A 15,530-nucleotide genomic window follows, 5' to 3' on the forward strand; every position below is an offset into this window, starting at 1 on the left:
ATTGGTTGATGCTTATCGCCTTTCGGATTCCTCCTATTGACAGGCGATATAAACATTGAGGCCGGAGAGAGTTACATAATGCAGAGCGTTAGAGCGTAAGGCCGGTGATAAACAGCCAGGCCTTACAGGTAAATAGGCCTTTTCCCACAACAAATTCCAACTTGCCGGGGTTGAACATTCAAGTCGATTAAGACTAGTCATCCATCCCTGGAAAACCGGCAGCGATATCGTCCCCGGTGAACTCAGACACCCCACCGTTTGCCGTATGGGACAGGCGCAACATCACAAAATGTGGGTTCTCGCCCATATCGAACCAATGAGGCATGCCGGCCGGGATCACCAACAGGTCATTTTTCTCACAGCGCACGCCGTACACATAGTCGCCAATGTGCAAGGCAACCAGGCCTTGGCCGGCGACGAAAAAGCGCACGTCATCTTCGCTGCGACGGCGCTCGGCGAGGAACTGATCGCGCAATGCCGCCTTCTGCGCAGGATCGCCGGGGACACGCAGCACGTCGACGCTGGCATAGCCGAGGGCGTCGATCTGCGGCCGGTACGCTGCGATCATGGCGGCGTCGTCCGCGCCCTTTTCAATAACGGCGGGCTGCCAGCGCTCGAATCGCACGCCGTGCTCGGCCAGGGTCGACACGACATCCTCGAAGTGGGTCAGGACTTTGTTCGGGGTATCCGGTGTGGAGACGTGGTAAACAGCTACATAACTCATAGGACAGTTCCTTGGTTCTGCTCGTGCAATCGAAAGCCGATGATAAGGGCGGCGGCCAGGGCCGCAACGCTGGCGATACTGAAGGTCAGGGCCGGCCCCAGCAGGTTCCAGCTGTAACCGGAATACAACGCACCCAGCGCGCCGCCGGTGCCGGCCAAGGCCGCGTATAACGCCTGGCCCTGGCCTTGTTGGCGGGGGCCGAAGCTGCGTTGCACAAAGGCAATCGCCGCCGCATGAAAGCTGCCGAAGGTGGCCGCGTGCATCACCTGCGCCAACAGCAGCACCCAGAAAAATTCCGCGAACGCGCCCAGCAACAACCAGCGCAGCGCCGCCAACAGGAAACTCGCCATTAACACCCGGCGCAGCGAAAAGCGCGTGAGGATGCGGCTCATGCCCAGGAACATCAATACTTCCGCCACCACCCCGAGGGCCCACAGCATGCCGATCACGCCACGGCTGTAGCCCAAGTGTTCCAGGTGCAGGGTGAGAAAGGTGTAATACGGGCCATGGCTCATTTGCATCAACGCCACGCAGGCATAAAACGCCAGGACGCAGGGGCTGCGCAACTGCTTGAGGAAGCCTTCGCTGGCCAGGCGCGGGCCGTGGTTCGCGGGCTGCGCATTCGGCACCCACAGGCTGGCAGCAATGATCCCGGCCATGATCACCACGACCACTACCGGGTAAATATCCAGGCTCAGCCAGTCGAACAGGCGACCCATGATCACCACCGTGAGGATGAACCCGATGGAGCCCCACAGGCGGATCTGGCTATAACGCGAGGTCTGCTGGTGCAGGTGGGCCAGGGTGATCACTTCAAACTGCGGCAGCACCGCATGCCAGAAGAACGCATGCAGGGCCATGACCAGAGCCAGCCAGGCGTAGGTCTTGCTGACGAAAATCAGCGCAAAACTTACCAGGGTACACACCGCGCCAAAGCGCACGATGGCCAGGCGCCGGCCAGTGTAGTCGCCCAGCCAGCCCCACAGATTGGGGGCCACGCAGCGCATCAGCATGGGGATGGCCACCAGCTCGCCGATACGCGCGCTGGAGAACCCCAGGTGATCGAAGTACAGCGCCAGGAACGGCGCCGTTGCCCCCAGCAGGGCGAAGTAAAAGAGGTAGAAGCTGGAGAGTCGCCAGTACGGAAGTGCTGGAGTCATGCAAGGGGCCGCTTTGCGGCAAGGCGCGAGCAAGCTCGCGCGCCACACACCGTCACAGCTGGCCCAGTACCGGAGTACTCACGCGCACATCGGCGTTTTGCCCACGGTTGCGCAGCAGGTGATCCATCAACACGATGGCCATCATTGCTTCGGCGATCGGCGTGGCGCGGATGCCGACGCACGGGTCGTGGCGGCCCTTGGTGATCACGTCCACCGGGTTGCCGTACACATCGATCGAACGGCCCGGCGTGGTGATGCTCGACGTGGCCTTGAGTGCCAGGTGCGCAACGATCGGCTGACCGGAGGAAATACCGCCGAGGATGCCGCCCGCATTGTTGCTGAGGAAGCCCTGCGGGGTCAGTTCATCGCGATGCTCGGTGCCGCGCTGGGACACGCAGGCGAACCCGGCGCCGATTTCCACGCCTTTCACGGCGTTGATGCTCATCAGCGCGTGGGCCAGTTCAGCGTCCAGGCGGTCGAAGATCGGCTCGCCGAGGCCCGGTTTCACACCTTCGGCGACCACGGTGATTTTCGCCCCGACCGAATCCTGGTCGCGGCGTAGCTGGTCCATATAGGCCTCCAGCTCAGGCACTTTGTCCGGGTCCGGGCAGAAGAAGGCGTTGTCGCCGACACTGTCCCAGGTCTTGAACGGGATTTCGATCGGGCCCAGCTGACTCATGTAGCCACGGATAACGATGCCCTGGGTCGCCAGGTATTTCTTGGCGATGGCACCGGCGGCCACGCGCATCGCGGTTTCGCGGGCCGAGCTGCGGCCGCCGCCACGGTAGTCGCGTTCGCCGTATTTGTGGTGGTAGGTGTAGTCGGCGTGGGCCGGGCGGAACAGGTCCTTGATCGCCGAGTAGTCCTTGGACTTCTGGTCGGTGTTGCGGATCAGCAGGCCGATGGCGCAGCCGGTGGTGCGACCTTCGAACACGCCGGAGAGGATCTCGACTTCATCGGGTTCCTGGCGCTGCGTGGTGTGGCGGCTGGTGCCGGGCTTGCGGCGGTCGAGGTCACGCTGCAGGTCTTCCAGGGACAGCTCAAGGCCGGGCGGGCAGCCGTCGACAATGGCGACCAACGCCGGGCCATGGCTTTCGCCCGCGGTGGTGACAGTGAACAGCTTGCCGAAGGTATTGCCGGACATGCAGGGCGCTCCGTGAAATCAGTTGTAATCACTCAGAGGTGATAACCAAGCGCGCCAGTATACGCGGGCCAACCGACTAGTTCATCCTCGAAACCTTCCCGGTAGACGTTGGTCGAACCGGCACCTCCTCAATGATGGCGCGATGATGCTTCGAGTTTTGCTGTTTACCCTCACCCTGTTGACTGCCGTAGCCCATGCCGCGTCCCCCGTGGTGTTGCAACGCCCCATCAGCCTCGACACCGGCAGCGGCGAGCTGTTCGGCTCGCTGCTGCTGCCGCAGTCCGACAAACCGGTGCCGGTGGTGCTGATCATTGCCGGCTCCGGCCCGACCGACCGCAACGGCAACAGTGCCGACGGCGCGCGCAACGACAGTCTCAAGCGCCTGGCCTGGGTCCTGGCTCGGCATAACATCGCCAGCGTGCGTTACGACAAGCGCGGCGTGGCGGCCAGCCTGGCCGCCACCCCCGATGAACGCAACCTGACCCTCGACGCCTACGTGGCCGACGCCGTGGCCTGGGGCAAGCTGCTCCAAGCCGACAAGCGCATGGGCCCGCTGATCGTGCTCGGCCATAGCGAAGGCGCGCTGGTGGCTGCGCTGGCGGCACCGCAACTCGACCCGGCCGGGGTGATTTCCCTGTCCGGCAGCGCCCGCCCGGTCGACCAGGTGATCCGCCAGCAACTGGCCGGTCATCTCCCCCCGGCCCTGCAGTTGCGCAGCAATGAAATCCTCGACCACCTCAAGGCAGGCCAAGTGGATGCCGATGTGCCTGACCCACTGCTGGGCATTTTCCGACCCAGCGTGCAGCCGTATCTGATCAGCCTGTTTCGCGCCGATCCTTCGGCCGCCTTTGCCAAGTTGCGCATGCCGGCACTGATCATCCAGGGCACCCACGATTTCCAGGTGGGTGTGGGCGATGCCCGACAATTGAAGAGCGCCAAGCCCGATGCCGAACTGACGGTGATCGAAGGCATGAACCATGTGATGCGCATCGTGCCCAATGAGGTGAAGCAACAGTTGGCGTCCTACAACGACCCGCAATTGCCCCTCGCCGCCGAGCTGGGAACCCGCCTGGTGCGCTTTATCGACGGACTTCAACCCCGTTAACCGACTAATTGCCTCCAGTACTGGGAAAAACGGCCGATAAGCCCAACGTCGACAGCAAAAAGCCTGTCGATTGGCTGGGCTAGGACAGGATCGCGCCGCATGACTAACACCGAAGCAACACCAGAACCTACCGCCGACACCCCGGCGGAACATACCGAGGTCGTCGACGCGGCGTCCCTGCCGTGGGCGGACGTGCAGGCCGAACATTTCAAAATGCTGCGTCTGGCGCCTCTGGCCACCGACCGCGCCACCGGGGTGCGGCCCTTGCGGTTCGTGCAATTTGGCTATGTCGAGCGCCATGACCAGCATCACAGCCTGCTGCGCATGGTCATCCAGTTGCCGGGACAAAGGGTGCGCCGCGAGCAGAATCACCTGGATATCTGGGTCGATCACGCTAAACACCGCGTGCATTTCGGCCCGGGCAATAGCCTCGAAATCGAACCGGCCAACCGTGGCATCGGCCGCTTCCTGGTCGCCCAAGGCGCCGCGTGGGCGAAGAAGAAGTGGTCGCACTACCGCGTCGACGGTGTGGACCTGTCCAACAAGGACGCCCTAAACGAAGCCACACGCCTGCGCCGCGATCATTTCTTGCGTATCCAGGGTTTTGATGTGGCCTACGCCGACGTGCAGCATCTGAAGGGCAACGTGCAACCCGGCAAGGTCAGCGACGTGCTCGATAGCTGGAACACCGAGAAAGTGCAGTTCGTGGAAATCCTTGAAGCCGCGCAAATGCTGCAACAGGCCGAGCAGAACCTGATGGAGCAGGAGGTGAAGCTGCGCAAGGAAGAGGAAAAGGTCACCAAGTTCAAGCGTGAGGACAGCGGGCTGCGCTTCACCATCACCTGTCTGGTGGCGTTTACCGTGTTTCAGGCGGGGTTGTTGATCTGGATTGCCACCCACCGGTGATGTGGAAGGGGGTTTGCTCCCGATAGCGGTGCATCAGTCAATGCATTCAGTGACTGTCACGCCCGCATCGGGGGCAAGCCCCCTCCCACACGGGTCGGTTAAACCCTGGCGGCGAATACCGCCTGATGGTTGCGGCACTGCTCCGCCGTGAGCATGAACACCCCGTGCCCGCCGCGCTGGAACTCCAGCCATGCGAAGTCGACTTCCGGGTACAGCGCCTCGACATGCACCTGGCTGTTGCCCACTTCGACGATCAACAAGCCCTTCTCGGTCAGGTGGTCCGCCGCTTCGGCCAGCATCCGCCGTACCAGGTTCAAGCCATCGTCGCCGCAGGCCAGGCCCAGTTCCGGTTCATGCTGGTACTCGTCCGGCATGTCGGCGAAGTCTTCAGCGTCCACATACGGCGGGTTGGACACGATCAAATCGAAGCGCTGGCCTGGCAAACCATCAAAGCCATCGCCCTGAACGGTATACACACGCTCGTCGGCGCCATGGCGCTCAATGTTCTGGTTGGCCACTTCCAACGCTTCAAACGACACGTCCCCCAACACCACTTCGGCGTCCTGGAACTCGTAGGCACAGGCGATGCCGATGCAACCAGAGCCGGTACACAGGTCAAGAATGCGTGCCGGCGGCTGGTCCAGCCAGGGTTCGAAGCGGTTTTCGATCAGTTCGCTGATCGGTGAGCGCGGGATCAGCACGCGCTCGTCAACGATAAACGACATGCCGCAGAACCAAGCCTCGCCAATCAGGTAGGCTGTCGGCACCCGCTCATGGATGCGACGGTGGAGCAGCCGTTGCAGGTGGGCGACTTCCTCTTCTTCCAGGTTGCAATCGAGGTAGCTGTCGGCGATTTCCCAGGGCAGATGCAAGGCGCCGAGCACCAATTGCCGGGCGTCGTCCCAGGCATTGTCGGTACCATGCCCGAAAAACAGCTCTTCCCCATGGAAACGGCTGACAGCCCAACGGATATGGTCGCGCAAGGTGCGCAGGCGGGAAGTGATCACGGGGGCAGACTCCTGGAAAAAACGACTGGCGATTCTAACAGCCTTCGTCTGTACCGACGATGTACGAAAAGCCTCAGCCGTATGTCGGATTTCATCCAATTTGCCATCATCGCGTCAAACAAGCGCACCTCTTGACATGGCTGCACGCCAGCAACGGCGTAGCTTACGATGGTAGCGATTCACAGAACCGCTCAGCCAGTGGACAATGGCGCAAAAGCCCCCCTCACAGGAGCCCCCAGAATGTCCGTTCCAAAGACGATGTTTCAAATCAGCGGTCGAGGTTACGCGGCTGCCAATCTCAGCCATGCGACCCTCGTGATCATCGATGCGCAGAAGGAATACCTCAGCGGTCCACTCGCCCTCACGGGCATGGACGCGGCGGTCGGCAATATCAAGCAACTGGTCGCCGCGGCGCGCAACGCCGGTCGCCCAATTGTGCATGTGCGCCACCTGGGCACCGTGGGCGGCCTGTTTGACCCACAAGGCGAGCGCGGCGAGTTCATTCCCGGCCTGGAGCCTATGGGCGACGAAACCATCATCGGTAAACTGCTGCCCAGCGCGTTCCACGGCACCGGCCTGGAAAAACACCTGCAGGACCTCGGTCCTCTGGACCTGATCGTCTGCGGTTTCATGAGCCACTCCAGCGTCAGTACCACCGTGCGCGCCGCCAAGAACCTGGGCTTTCGTTGCACCCTGGTGGAAGACGCCTGCGCCACCCGCGACCTGCCGTACAAGGGCGGCGTCCTGAGTGCCGAGCACGTGCAACAAACCGAAATGGCCATCATGGCCGACAACTTCGCCACCCTCGCCTTGACCAAAGACCTGATCTGATTGCCCTGGGATGAGCGGCGCGGCCGATTCAAGGCCCCGCTCATCTGCAAATGCCTGTCATTTGCTGCAATTACCTCTGGCACAGGAACAACCTGTGTATCTTCCGGTCGAAGGGCCGATACCCTGGAGGAAAGGTCGGAATGAAGATATCCGATGGTTTTGATGCTCGTCGCTTGCGCTCCAAGGGCCCGAGCAACTGGCGTCTGCGCCTGGCAACCGGCATTGCCGCGCTGCTGGCGATAATAGGTGTGCTGCTGGCGGTCGCCGGCGGCGCTGGCTTGTCGGGACATTCCCCGGCGCTGGGCGAACTGAATGCCAGCCCCGGCGGCTCGGCGATTCTGTTGGTGATCGGCCTGTTGGTGCTGTGGTTCGGCGTGTGGTTGTGGCGCCGCAGCCGTCGCCGGATGCGCCAGCCATTGGAGCTGAACATCGCCTCGCACTTGATGAAAAAGCACGACTGATGGCGCTTGGATAGCGTTTCCTGCGCCCCGGCCGCCGCGATTTAGGTAAACTGCCCGCCCCTCGCGGAGGCTGACATGCAAGACGACGATTTTTCCCTGTTCAAAAACGAGCTGCGCGGCGTCAAGCCGATCAAGCACGACCGCGCCGAGACCGGCAAACCCAAGACTGACCGGGCGCAGATCGCCAAGCTGCGCCAGGCCGCGACCGTGCGCACCGATGCCACCACCGTGGACGGTCTGTCGGACCAGTTCGTCATCGACGTCGGCCCCGAAGACGAGTTGATGTGGGCCCGCGACGGCGTACAGGAAAGCCAGATGCGCAAGCTCAAGGTCGGCCAGATTCCGTTCGAAGGCAGCCTCGACCTGCACGGTATGAATGTGGAAAAAGCCCGGGAAACCCTCTGGGCATTCCTCGCCGAAGCCACCAAGTTCGAAATCCGCTGCGTGCGCGTCACCCACGGCAAGGCCGTGCGCCTGGACGGCAAGCGGCCGATGATCAAGAGCCACGTCAACACCTGGCTGCGCCAGCATGCCCAGGTGCTCGGCTTTACCTCTTGCCAGGCCCGCCATGGTGGCGCGGGCGCGGTATACGTGATGCTCAAGCGCACCATGATGGAAGGACGCGACGAGTAACAAGTGCCATCGTCAGGCTTGCAGCGATGTGTCGGCCACCGTACCCTTGCGCTTTGCGAAAATCCCACAGGTAGTTTCATGTCCCTGGAACAGAATTACACCGCGATCCTCGGCCAACTCGGCGAGGACGTTACCCGCGAGGGCCTGCTCGACACGCCAAAGCGTGCCGCCAAGGCGATGCAGTACCTTTGCCGCGGCTATGAACAGACACTGGAAGAAGTCACCAACGGTGCCTTGTTCAGCTCCGACAACAGTGAAATGGTGCTGGTCAAGGACATCGAGTTGTACTCGCTGTGCGAACACCACCTGCTGCCGTTTATCGGCAAGGCCCATGTCGCGTATATCCCGAGCGGCAAAGTGCTGGGCCTGTCGAAAGTCGCGCGAATTGTCGACATGTATGCGCGCCGCCTGCAGATCCAGGAAAACCTCAGCCGCCAGATCGCCGATGCCGTGATGCAAGTGACCGGCGCGCTGGGCGTGGCCGTGGTGATCGAAGCCAAGCACATGTGCATGATGATGCGCGGTGTGGAGAAACAGAATTCGTCGATGATCACCTCGGTGATGCTGGGTGAGTTCCGCGAAAACGCGGCGACCCGCAGCGAGTTCCTCAGCCTGATCAAGTAACCGGTCGGGTAGGAAAAAGCCGGCGTTCATCGCCGGTTTTTTTTCGCCCCCGTAAATCAAGTAAGATGCGGCCCTCTGTTCTGGGCAAGAGGTTTCAGCCATGTTCGTCAAAGCACTTCGAGTGGGCCTCGGCCACGTCATCATCGCGGGCGACTACATTACCCGCCCACGCAAAAAGCAGCGCCCCGCCGAGCAGCAGGCGCAGGTCAACGCGGCCGCCAAAGAGCTGACCCTGTATCAGTTCCACGCTTGCCCGTTCTGCGTGAAGACCCGTCGTACCCTGCATCGCCTGAATGTGCCGGTAGCGTTGAAGGATGCGAAGAACAACGAACAGGATCGCCAGGCCCTGCTGGAACAAGGCGGCAAGATCAAAGTGCCGTGCCTGCGCATCGAAGAGAATGGCCAAACCACCTGGATGTATGACTCCAAGGTGATCATCGATTACCTGGACAAGCGTTTCGCCGCCATCTGACAGACCTGCGCCGATCCACTGTGGGAGGGGGCTTGCCCCCTCCCACATTTAGTTCGGTGTTGGCAAATCCAGGTCCAGATCCAGCAGCGCCGAACCCAGGCATTTGCCATGGGCATCCAGCGCCAGCGAGCGGGTCACTCCGCCGCGCAAGATCCCCGGCAACACGAAGTTCAGCGCCTGGACATTGGGCAACTCATAGCGCCGTACCGGCGCCGCTCCCGGTTCCAACAAACCGGCGAAGAACGCCGCCACACGCTCGGCCGTGAGCTGTTCGCAGAGCCGCGGATAATCCTCGGCGCGATAGGCAATGATCGAGATATTCGAGGTGTCGCCCTTATCCCCGGTGCGGGAATGGGCCAGGGTATGCAGCTTCATGCTTCGATCCTCGGGTTGACTGCGCCGCGCGGCAACAACAACGATGCCACCGCCACCACCTGGCGCACGCTCTTGCTGGCACCGCCGCCGCCGGACGGGCCGTTGGTGTAGAGGGTTTCCACTTCATTGCCAACCCGCACCGCTTCGCTGCGCTCTTCACAGCGCGCGGCCACGCGCAGGCGCACTTCCCACGGCTCGACGCTGCTGCGCGGGCCGTGCAGCGAGTCCATGCCGATCAACTCGGCGCGCACGTCCTGCATCTTCACGCCCATCAGTTCCAGACGCTTGAGCACCACTTCCCGCGCCAGTTGGGCGCGTGCGACGGCGCCCGGGCCGCCGTAGGACATCTGCCCCTCGCCGATCCACCCGTCCAGATAACCCACGCTGACTTTCAGCCGCTCTGGCCGCGCCCGTCCGGCAGCGCCCTGGGCGCGTACCCGGTCGACGCTTTCCTCGACAAAGCTCACGCGGGAAAAGTCGGCCGTCACGTCCGGCGTCAGGTATGCCGCCGGGTCATGCACTTCGTAGATCAGTTGCTCAGTACACGTGGCGCGGCTGACGCGCCCGCCGGACCCGCTCACTTTGGTGATCACGGCGTTACCCTCGGCATCGATCTCGGCCAAGGGGAAGCCCAGGCGCGCCAGGTCATCCACGTCCTTGAACCCGGGATCGGCGAAATAACCACCGCTGACCTGCCCCGCGCATTCGAGCAAATGCCCGACCAGCGTGCCCCGCCCCAGGCGCGGCCAATCGTGCGCCGCCCAACCAAACTCAAACATCTGCGGCGCCAGGAACAACGAGGGGTCCGCAACACGCCCGGTGATCACCACATCGGCCCCGGCGCGCAACGCATCCAGAATGCCGTCGACGCCCAGGTAGGCGTTCGCGGAAATCAGCCGCGCGCCCAGCGAGCCGAGCGTCTGGCCGTTATCCAACACCTGCTCGGGGCGCAACACGTCGAGCACATCATCGCCCACCACCGCCACGACCTTGAGGGCCAGGCCCAGTTCGCTGGCGATGCGCCGCACTTCACGGGCCGCCGACACCGGGTTGGCCGCGCCCATATTGGTGATCACCCGCAAGCGCCGACGACCTTCATGCTCGCCCACAAAGGGCAGCACCCGGCGCATGCGTTCACTCAGCAGCGGGTCATACCCGCCCTGTGGATCGCTGATGCGCGCCTGTTGCGCCAAGGCGATGGTGCGTTCGGCCAGGCATTCGAAAACCAGATAATCCAGGTCGCCAAGTTCGGCCAGTTCCACGGCAGGTTCGATACGGTCGCCGGAGTAGCCGGCGCCGGAACCGATGCGCAAGGTTTTCATCTCAAAACACTCCCAAGAGCAACGCCGTCATGGTCATCAACACCGACGCGGCGAACAGAAACGGAATGGTGAAGCGCTGGTGATCGGCCAGTTCGATCTTGCACAGGCCCACCAACAGGAAGGTCGCGGGGGTCAGCGGGCTGACCGGGAAACCGGTGGTGTGTACGCCGAGCAACGAGGCCTGGGCCACTTGCAGCGGGTCGACGCCCAGGGCCTTGCCGACTTCGGCGATCACCGGCATCACGCCGAAATAGTAGGAATCAGGGTCAAACAACATGCTCAGCGGCATGGAAATAAAGCCCACCACCGCCGGGATCAACTTGCCATGGCCAGCCGGAATCTGCGCCACCGCCACTTCGGCAATCGCCTTGAGCATGCCGGTGCCTTGCATGATGCCGGTGAACACCCCGGCGGCGAGCAGGATACTGGCCATGGTCAGCGCCGTTTTTGCATGGGCATCGATGCGTGCACGCTGGGCGTCGACATTCGGGTAGTTGATGCACAGCGCGACCACGGTACCGAGCATGAACATCACCACCGGGTCGACCCAGCCGGCAATCATCACCACCATGACCAGCACGGTCAGGAGCAGGTTGACCCAGAACAGCCGTGGGCGACGCAGCTTGATGTCGTCGTCGCTGAGCACCCGTTGCGGCATCGCGTCCACCGTCGAACCGGCGCCCAGGCCCAGGCGTTTTTCCTCACGATGGCCAAGCCACCAGGCGCAGGCGAAGACGAAGATCAAGCCGACGATCTGTACCGGGATCAGCGGCTGGAACAGGTCCGCCACCGGCACATGCAACGCCGCCGACGAGCGCAGCACCGGACCGGTCCACGGCAGGAAGTTGACCCCGGCGGCCATCGCGCAGACGCAGGCGAGGATGCGTTTGTCGATGCCCAGCCGCGTATACAGCGGCAGCATCGCCGGCACCGTCACCAGAAACGTCACCGCGCCGGAGCCGTCGAGGTGGACCAGCAGGGCCAGGGTCGCGGTGCCAACGACAATGCGTGTCGGGCGCGTCCCTACTGTGCGCAGGATGCGATCAATGATGGGGTCCAGCATGCCGGCATCGGTCATGATCCCGAAAAACAGGATCGCGAACACAAACATGCCCACCACTGGGGCGACGTTCTTGATACCGGTAATGACGAAGGCACTGGTTTGCAGGCCGAACCCACCGAGCAGCGCGGCGATGATCGGCAAGGCGATCAGCGCCACCAGGGGCGAGAGGCGTTTGCTCATGACGGCAGCGAGCAAGCAAAGGATGGTAATGACACCCAGGGTAGCGAGCATGGGTTACTCCAGAGCGGCCTTGGTGGCCGGTTATTGTTTTCCCTGGAGTATTGGAAGCGCGTTAGACTTTGTAAATTGGAATATTCACCCGCTGGTGTTCGAAAAAACAAAATGAAGAATTCAATCCAACACATCCACGCCTTCCTCGCCGTCGCGCGCACCGGCAGCTTTACCAAGGCGGCCAACGAACTGCACCTGTCGCCGTCCGCGCTCACCGTGCAAGTTCAGCAACTGGAAGACTGGCTCGGCGTCGCCCTGCTCGACCGCAGCCCGCGGCATGTGAGCATCACCGCCGCCGGCCAGGAGGCGCGCGGGCCGATGGAAAAACTGCTGCTGGACCTGGACAACATCGTCACCGGCTCCCGCGACCTCGCCGCCCTGCGCCGGGGCGTGGTGACTATCGCCGCCCTGCCCTCGGTCTGCGCAGGCGCCCTGCCGCCCGCGCTGCGCCTGTTTCGCGAACGGTTTGGCGGAATCGAAGTGCGCCTGCATGACTTGGTGGCCCACCGCATTCACGCCCAGGTACGCTCGGGCGAGGTGGATTTCGGCATCGGCGTGCGCGCACGACTGAGCCACGGGCTGGCGTTTGTGCCGGTGCTCAATGATCGGTTGTGCGCGTTTGTACCGCTGGATCATCCGCTCGCCCGCCATCGGACGTTGACCCTGGAGCAACTGGCGGATCAGCCGATCATCCTGACCGGGCGCGACAGCAGCGTGCGCGAACACGTCGAGGCGTTATTTGATCAGACACGCCTGACGATGAACGCAGGCATGGAGGCCAACTACATGTCGACGGTGTTGGCGCTGGTGCGTCAGGGCTTGGGGATCAGTGTGTTGCCGGAGTCGGCGGCGGACAGCCTGGAGGGGTTGAAGCGCATCAGCATCGATCATCCCGGCGTGAACCGGGAGATCGGGCTGATCAGTCGCGGCGGGATGGGCCTGAGCCCGGCGGCGCAGCGCTGTTTCGACTTACTGCATGAGCAATTATCCGACACACCACTGAGCCCCCTCCCACCGTTGACCGAGTGAGTCAGTCAAGCATGGCCACATGCTTGGGATGGCTGGCCACCCGCTTCAGCCACGCCTGCACGGCCGGGTAAGGCGTCAAGTCAAAACCGCCCTCATGCGCCACATGGGTGTAGGCATACAGCGCAATATCGGCAATCGAATACTGCTCGCCCACCAGGTACGGCGTGCTTTGCAACTGACGCTCCATCACCCTCAACGCCTTGTAGCCGCCCTTGTGACTGGTGTTGTATTCGTCGAGGCGATCCTGCGGCATGCCCAAATACAGCTGGATAAACCGCGCCACCGCAATATACGGCTCATGGCTGTACTGCTCGAAGAACTGCCACTGCAACACCTGGGTGCGCAGGCGCGGTTCGGTGGGCAGAAACTCGCTGCCATCGGCGAGGAAGTTGAGGATCGCGTTGGATTCCCACAGGCAGGTGCCGTCTTCAAGTTCCAGCACCGGGATCTTGCCGTTGGGGTTCTTGGCCAGGAACTCAGGGGTCTCGGTGCCGCCGTTGAGGATGTCGACATCCACCCATTGATACGGGATGCCCAACAGGTTGAGCATCAATTTGACCTTGTAGCAGTTGCCCGACTTGTGATCGCCATAAACCTTGTACATGGGGCTCCCCTTATGCCGCTTGCGCGTGCTGTGCTTGACGGACCACTGCGGCCAGGCGCTTGAGACCTTCGTCCAAACGGGACGGGTCGATATGGCTGAAATTGAGCCGCAGTGAGCCAAGGTGCTGGTCCGGCTCGGAAAAAAACGGTTCACCGGGCATGAACGCGACGTTCTGATCGAGTGCAGGTGCCAACAAGGTGCGGGTATCGAGCGGTTGTTTCAAGGTCAGCCAGAAGAATAATCCGCCCTGGGGCACCTGCCAGTCCGCCAGATCGTTGAAATGTCGCACCAATGCGGCCTGGAATGAGTCGCGGCGCTGGCGATAGAAACTGCGCAGTTCCACCAGGTGCTGTTGATACTTTTCGCTGCCAATCCACTGCATCGCCTGCCACTGGCCGATGCGATTGGTGTGCAGGTCGGCCGACTGCTTGAGCTTGAGCAGGTGCGGGAACAGGTCGGGGCTGGCGATCAGGTAACCGACGCGCAGGCCGGGCAACAATGTTTTGGACACGGTACCGGTGTAGATCCAACTGGCCTTTTTCAGACGGCCGGCGATGGGCTGTGCACTGCCGCCGTCGAAGGTCAGTTCGCGGTAGGGTTCGTCTTCGATCAGGGTCACGCCGAACTCGTCGAGCAACGCCGCGACGGCTTCGCGCTTGGCCTCGCTGTAACGCACGGCCGAAGGGTTCTGGAACGTCGGGATCAGGTAGATGAACGCCGGGCGGTGGCGTTCCAGATTTGTGCGCAGCGCGGCCAGGTCCGGGCCGTCGGCTTCCAGTTGCACGGTGAGACACTCGGCGCCGAACAGTTGGAAAATCTGCAGCGCGGCCAGGTAGGTCGGGCCTTCCAAGAGGATTTTCGTGCCCTTGTCGATATACAGCTTGGCCGCCAGGTCCAGGGTCTGCTGCGAGCCGCTGACCACCAGCACCTGGCTGGCCTGGCACGGCACGCCGAGTGCGCGCGCCTCGGCGGCGAGCAATTCACGCAGTTGCGGCTCGCCTTCACTCATGCCGTATTGGCCGATATTCAACGGCATGTCGTCCCAGTTCAACGCGGGCAACATCGCTTCGGCAGGCAACCCGCCGGCGAACGACATCACTTCCGGGCGCTGGGCCGCCGCGAGGATTTCACGGATCAGGGAGCTTTTGAGGCGTGTAACACGTTCTGAGAAGGCCATAGGGTCACCGGTAGCAAAGCCTGTGGGAAATACGTCAAACTGGTTGACCGAAATTACGACGACTTCAGTGGATACGTCAATATGCTTGACCTTAAAAACCAGACCAGCCAGCAAAAAGCCATGGAGGCGTTCTTCTTCGGCTACCAGGCGTTCACCGCCAAGGCCGACGAAATGCTGGAGCGCCGTGGCCTGAGCCGGGTGCATCAGCGCATCGTGTTTTTTATCGCGCGCTACCCCGGCCTGAGCGTGAAGGAGCTGCTGGAATTGCTCGGCGTGAGCAAGCAGGCGCTGAACATGCCGCTGCGCCAATTACAGGAAATGCACCTGGTGGAGAGCGTCGCGTCCGAGACCGACAAGCGCAAACGCCTGCTGGAATTGAGCACCGAAGGCCTGCGCTTCGAGCAATCCTTACGCCGTGAACAGGTGAAGCTGTTGCAGCGCGCCTTCAATGAGGCGGGGGAAGAAGCGGTGAACGGCTGGCTGGCGGTCAATCTGGCACTGAGTGCGGTGAATTAGCCTTTCATCCTTTTTTGCGCAGACAATCGAAAACATTATTTGCTTTATTTGTATACAAAAGCATAATTCGCTTCGTGCGAGTTCCTGACCAATTAGTCAACAAAACCCGCCAGTACCTCACAGCGCCTACGCGCTGGCCATAACAA

Annotated in this window: 18 protein-coding genes; 9 read left to right on the forward strand and 9 right to left on the reverse strand. The window is 62.1% G+C overall.

The features are described from left to right. Positions 1 to 193: 193 nt before the first annotated feature. Genes J2Y83_RS19740 through aroC form a run of 3 tightly spaced genes read right to left on the reverse strand, consistent with a single transcriptional unit; the run spans position 194 to position 3,028 of the window. On the reverse strand, positions 194 to 724 hold the full coding sequence (locus tag J2Y83_RS19740; protein ID WP_253397635.1) for an acireductone dioxygenase: 531 nt from the start codon (positions 722 to 724) through the stop codon (positions 194 to 196). Further along, positions 721 to 1,884: an MFS transporter gene (locus J2Y83_RS19745; protein ID WP_253397637.1), complete on the reverse strand. Its 1,164-nt coding sequence runs from the start codon at positions 1,882 to 1,884 to the stop codon at positions 721 to 723. The genes J2Y83_RS19740 and J2Y83_RS19745 overlap by 4 nt, the downstream gene beginning before the upstream one ends. A gap of 52 nt (positions 1,885 to 1,936) precedes the next feature. Continuing rightward, on the reverse strand, positions 1,937 to 3,028 hold the full coding sequence (gene aroC, locus J2Y83_RS19750) for a chorismate synthase (RefSeq protein ID WP_198717289.1): 1,092 nt from the start codon (positions 3,026 to 3,028) through the stop codon (positions 1,937 to 1,939). Positions 3,029 to 3,170: 142 nt separating this feature from the next. On the opposite strand from aroC, the gene J2Y83_RS19755 reads away from it, so the two are divergent. Together J2Y83_RS19755 and J2Y83_RS19760 are read left to right on the forward strand one after the other, a co-directional pair. Further along, positions 3,171 to 4,133 carry an alpha/beta hydrolase gene (locus J2Y83_RS19755; protein WP_253397638.1) on the forward strand — a complete coding sequence of 321 codons (963 nt, stop codon included), beginning with the start codon at positions 3,171 to 3,173 and terminating at the stop codon, positions 4,131 to 4,133. Between the two features lie 99 nt (positions 4,134 to 4,232). Further along, positions 4,233 to 5,039: a hypothetical protein gene (locus tag J2Y83_RS19760; protein ID WP_198717288.1), complete on the forward strand. Its 807-nt coding sequence runs from the start codon at positions 4,233 to 4,235 to the stop codon at positions 5,037 to 5,039. Positions 5,040 to 5,137: 98 nt separating this feature from the next. Here J2Y83_RS19760 and prmB read toward each other — a convergent pair whose 3' ends face one another. Then, positions 5,138 to 6,046, reverse strand: coding sequence for a 50S ribosomal protein L3 N(5)-glutamine methyltransferase (prmB, locus tag J2Y83_RS19765; RefSeq protein WP_198717287.1), 909 nt, complete (start codon positions 6,044 to 6,046; stop codon positions 5,138 to 5,140). 240 nt (positions 6,047 to 6,286) lie between these two features. Between prmB and J2Y83_RS19770 the strand changes: the two genes are divergently transcribed. From J2Y83_RS19770 to J2Y83_RS19790, 5 genes are all read left to right on the forward strand, one after another. After that, positions 6,287 to 6,877 carry a cysteine hydrolase family protein gene (locus J2Y83_RS19770; protein ID WP_198717286.1) on the forward strand — a complete coding sequence of 197 codons (591 nt, stop codon included), beginning with the start codon at positions 6,287 to 6,289 and terminating at the stop codon, positions 6,875 to 6,877. A 140-nt stretch (positions 6,878 to 7,017) separates the two neighbouring features. After that, the gene (locus J2Y83_RS19775; protein ID WP_198717285.1) at positions 7,018 to 7,338 is read left to right on the forward strand and encodes a hypothetical protein; all 321 of its coding nucleotides are present in this window, start codon (positions 7,018 to 7,020) and stop codon (positions 7,336 to 7,338) included. Between the two features lie 75 nt (positions 7,339 to 7,413). Further along, positions 7,414 to 7,971, forward strand: a complete 558-nt coding sequence (locus J2Y83_RS19780) for a Smr/MutS family protein (protein ID WP_198717284.1) — start codon at positions 7,414 to 7,416, stop codon at positions 7,969 to 7,971. Between the two features lie 78 nt (positions 7,972 to 8,049). Then, positions 8,050 to 8,595 (forward strand): GTP cyclohydrolase I FolE, encoded by a 546-nt coding sequence (folE, locus tag J2Y83_RS19785; RefSeq protein ID WP_017845839.1) that lies wholly within the window; start codon positions 8,050 to 8,052, stop codon positions 8,593 to 8,595. 100 nt (positions 8,596 to 8,695) lie between these two features. Beyond that, positions 8,696 to 9,067 carry a glutathione S-transferase N-terminal domain-containing protein gene (locus tag J2Y83_RS19790; protein ID WP_198717283.1) on the forward strand — a complete coding sequence of 124 codons (372 nt, stop codon included), beginning with the start codon at positions 8,696 to 8,698 and terminating at the stop codon, positions 9,065 to 9,067. A gap of 48 nt (positions 9,068 to 9,115) precedes the next feature. Here the strand turns inward: J2Y83_RS19790 and J2Y83_RS19795 are convergent, their stop codons facing one another. From J2Y83_RS19795 to J2Y83_RS19805, 3 genes are read right to left on the reverse strand one after another with little or no spacing between them, the layout of a single operon-like run. Continuing rightward, on the reverse strand, positions 9,116 to 9,442 hold the full coding sequence (locus tag J2Y83_RS19795) for an AtuA-related protein (RefSeq protein WP_198717282.1): 327 nt from the start codon (positions 9,440 to 9,442) through the stop codon (positions 9,116 to 9,118). Next, the gene (locus J2Y83_RS19800) at positions 9,439 to 10,764 is read right to left on the reverse strand and encodes an acyclic terpene utilization AtuA family protein (protein ID WP_253397639.1); all 1,326 of its coding nucleotides are present in this window, start codon (positions 10,762 to 10,764) and stop codon (positions 9,439 to 9,441) included. The genes J2Y83_RS19795 and J2Y83_RS19800 overlap by 4 nt, the downstream gene beginning before the upstream one ends. 1 nt (position 10,765) lies before the next feature. Further along, positions 10,766 to 12,058, reverse strand: a complete 1,293-nt coding sequence (locus J2Y83_RS19805) for a CitMHS family transporter (RefSeq protein ID WP_253397640.1) — start codon at positions 12,056 to 12,058, stop codon at positions 10,766 to 10,768. A gap of 111 nt (positions 12,059 to 12,169) precedes the next feature. On the opposite strand from J2Y83_RS19805, the gene J2Y83_RS19810 reads away from it, so the two are divergent. After that, positions 12,170 to 13,087, forward strand: a complete 918-nt coding sequence (locus J2Y83_RS19810) for a LysR family transcriptional regulator (RefSeq protein WP_253397641.1) — start codon at positions 12,170 to 12,172, stop codon at positions 13,085 to 13,087. Between the two features lies 1 nt (position 13,088). Here J2Y83_RS19810 and J2Y83_RS19815 read toward each other — a convergent pair whose 3' ends face one another. Further along, complete coding sequence (locus tag J2Y83_RS19815) at positions 13,089 to 13,691, reverse strand: glutathione S-transferase family protein (protein WP_198717278.1); 603 nt, start codon at positions 13,689 to 13,691, stop codon at positions 13,089 to 13,091. A 10-nt stretch (positions 13,692 to 13,701) separates the two neighbouring features. After that, positions 13,702 to 14,868 (reverse strand): PLP-dependent aminotransferase family protein, encoded by a 1,167-nt coding sequence (locus tag J2Y83_RS19820; protein ID WP_198717277.1) that lies wholly within the window; start codon positions 14,866 to 14,868, stop codon positions 13,702 to 13,704. An 81-nt stretch (positions 14,869 to 14,949) separates the two neighbouring features. On the opposite strand from J2Y83_RS19820, the gene J2Y83_RS19825 reads away from it, so the two are divergent. Continuing rightward, a complete protein-coding gene (locus J2Y83_RS19825) occupies positions 14,950 to 15,384 on the forward strand; it encodes a MarR family winged helix-turn-helix transcriptional regulator (RefSeq protein ID WP_198717276.1) in 435 nt (144 codons plus the stop codon). Positions 15,385 to 15,530: the final 146 nt, after the last annotated feature.

The organism is Pseudomonas marginalis (genome assembly GCF_024169655.1).
In the GTDB taxonomy this organism is placed as follows: Bacteria; Pseudomonadota; Gammaproteobacteria; order Pseudomonadales; family Pseudomonadaceae; genus Aquipseudomonas; species Aquipseudomonas paraveronii.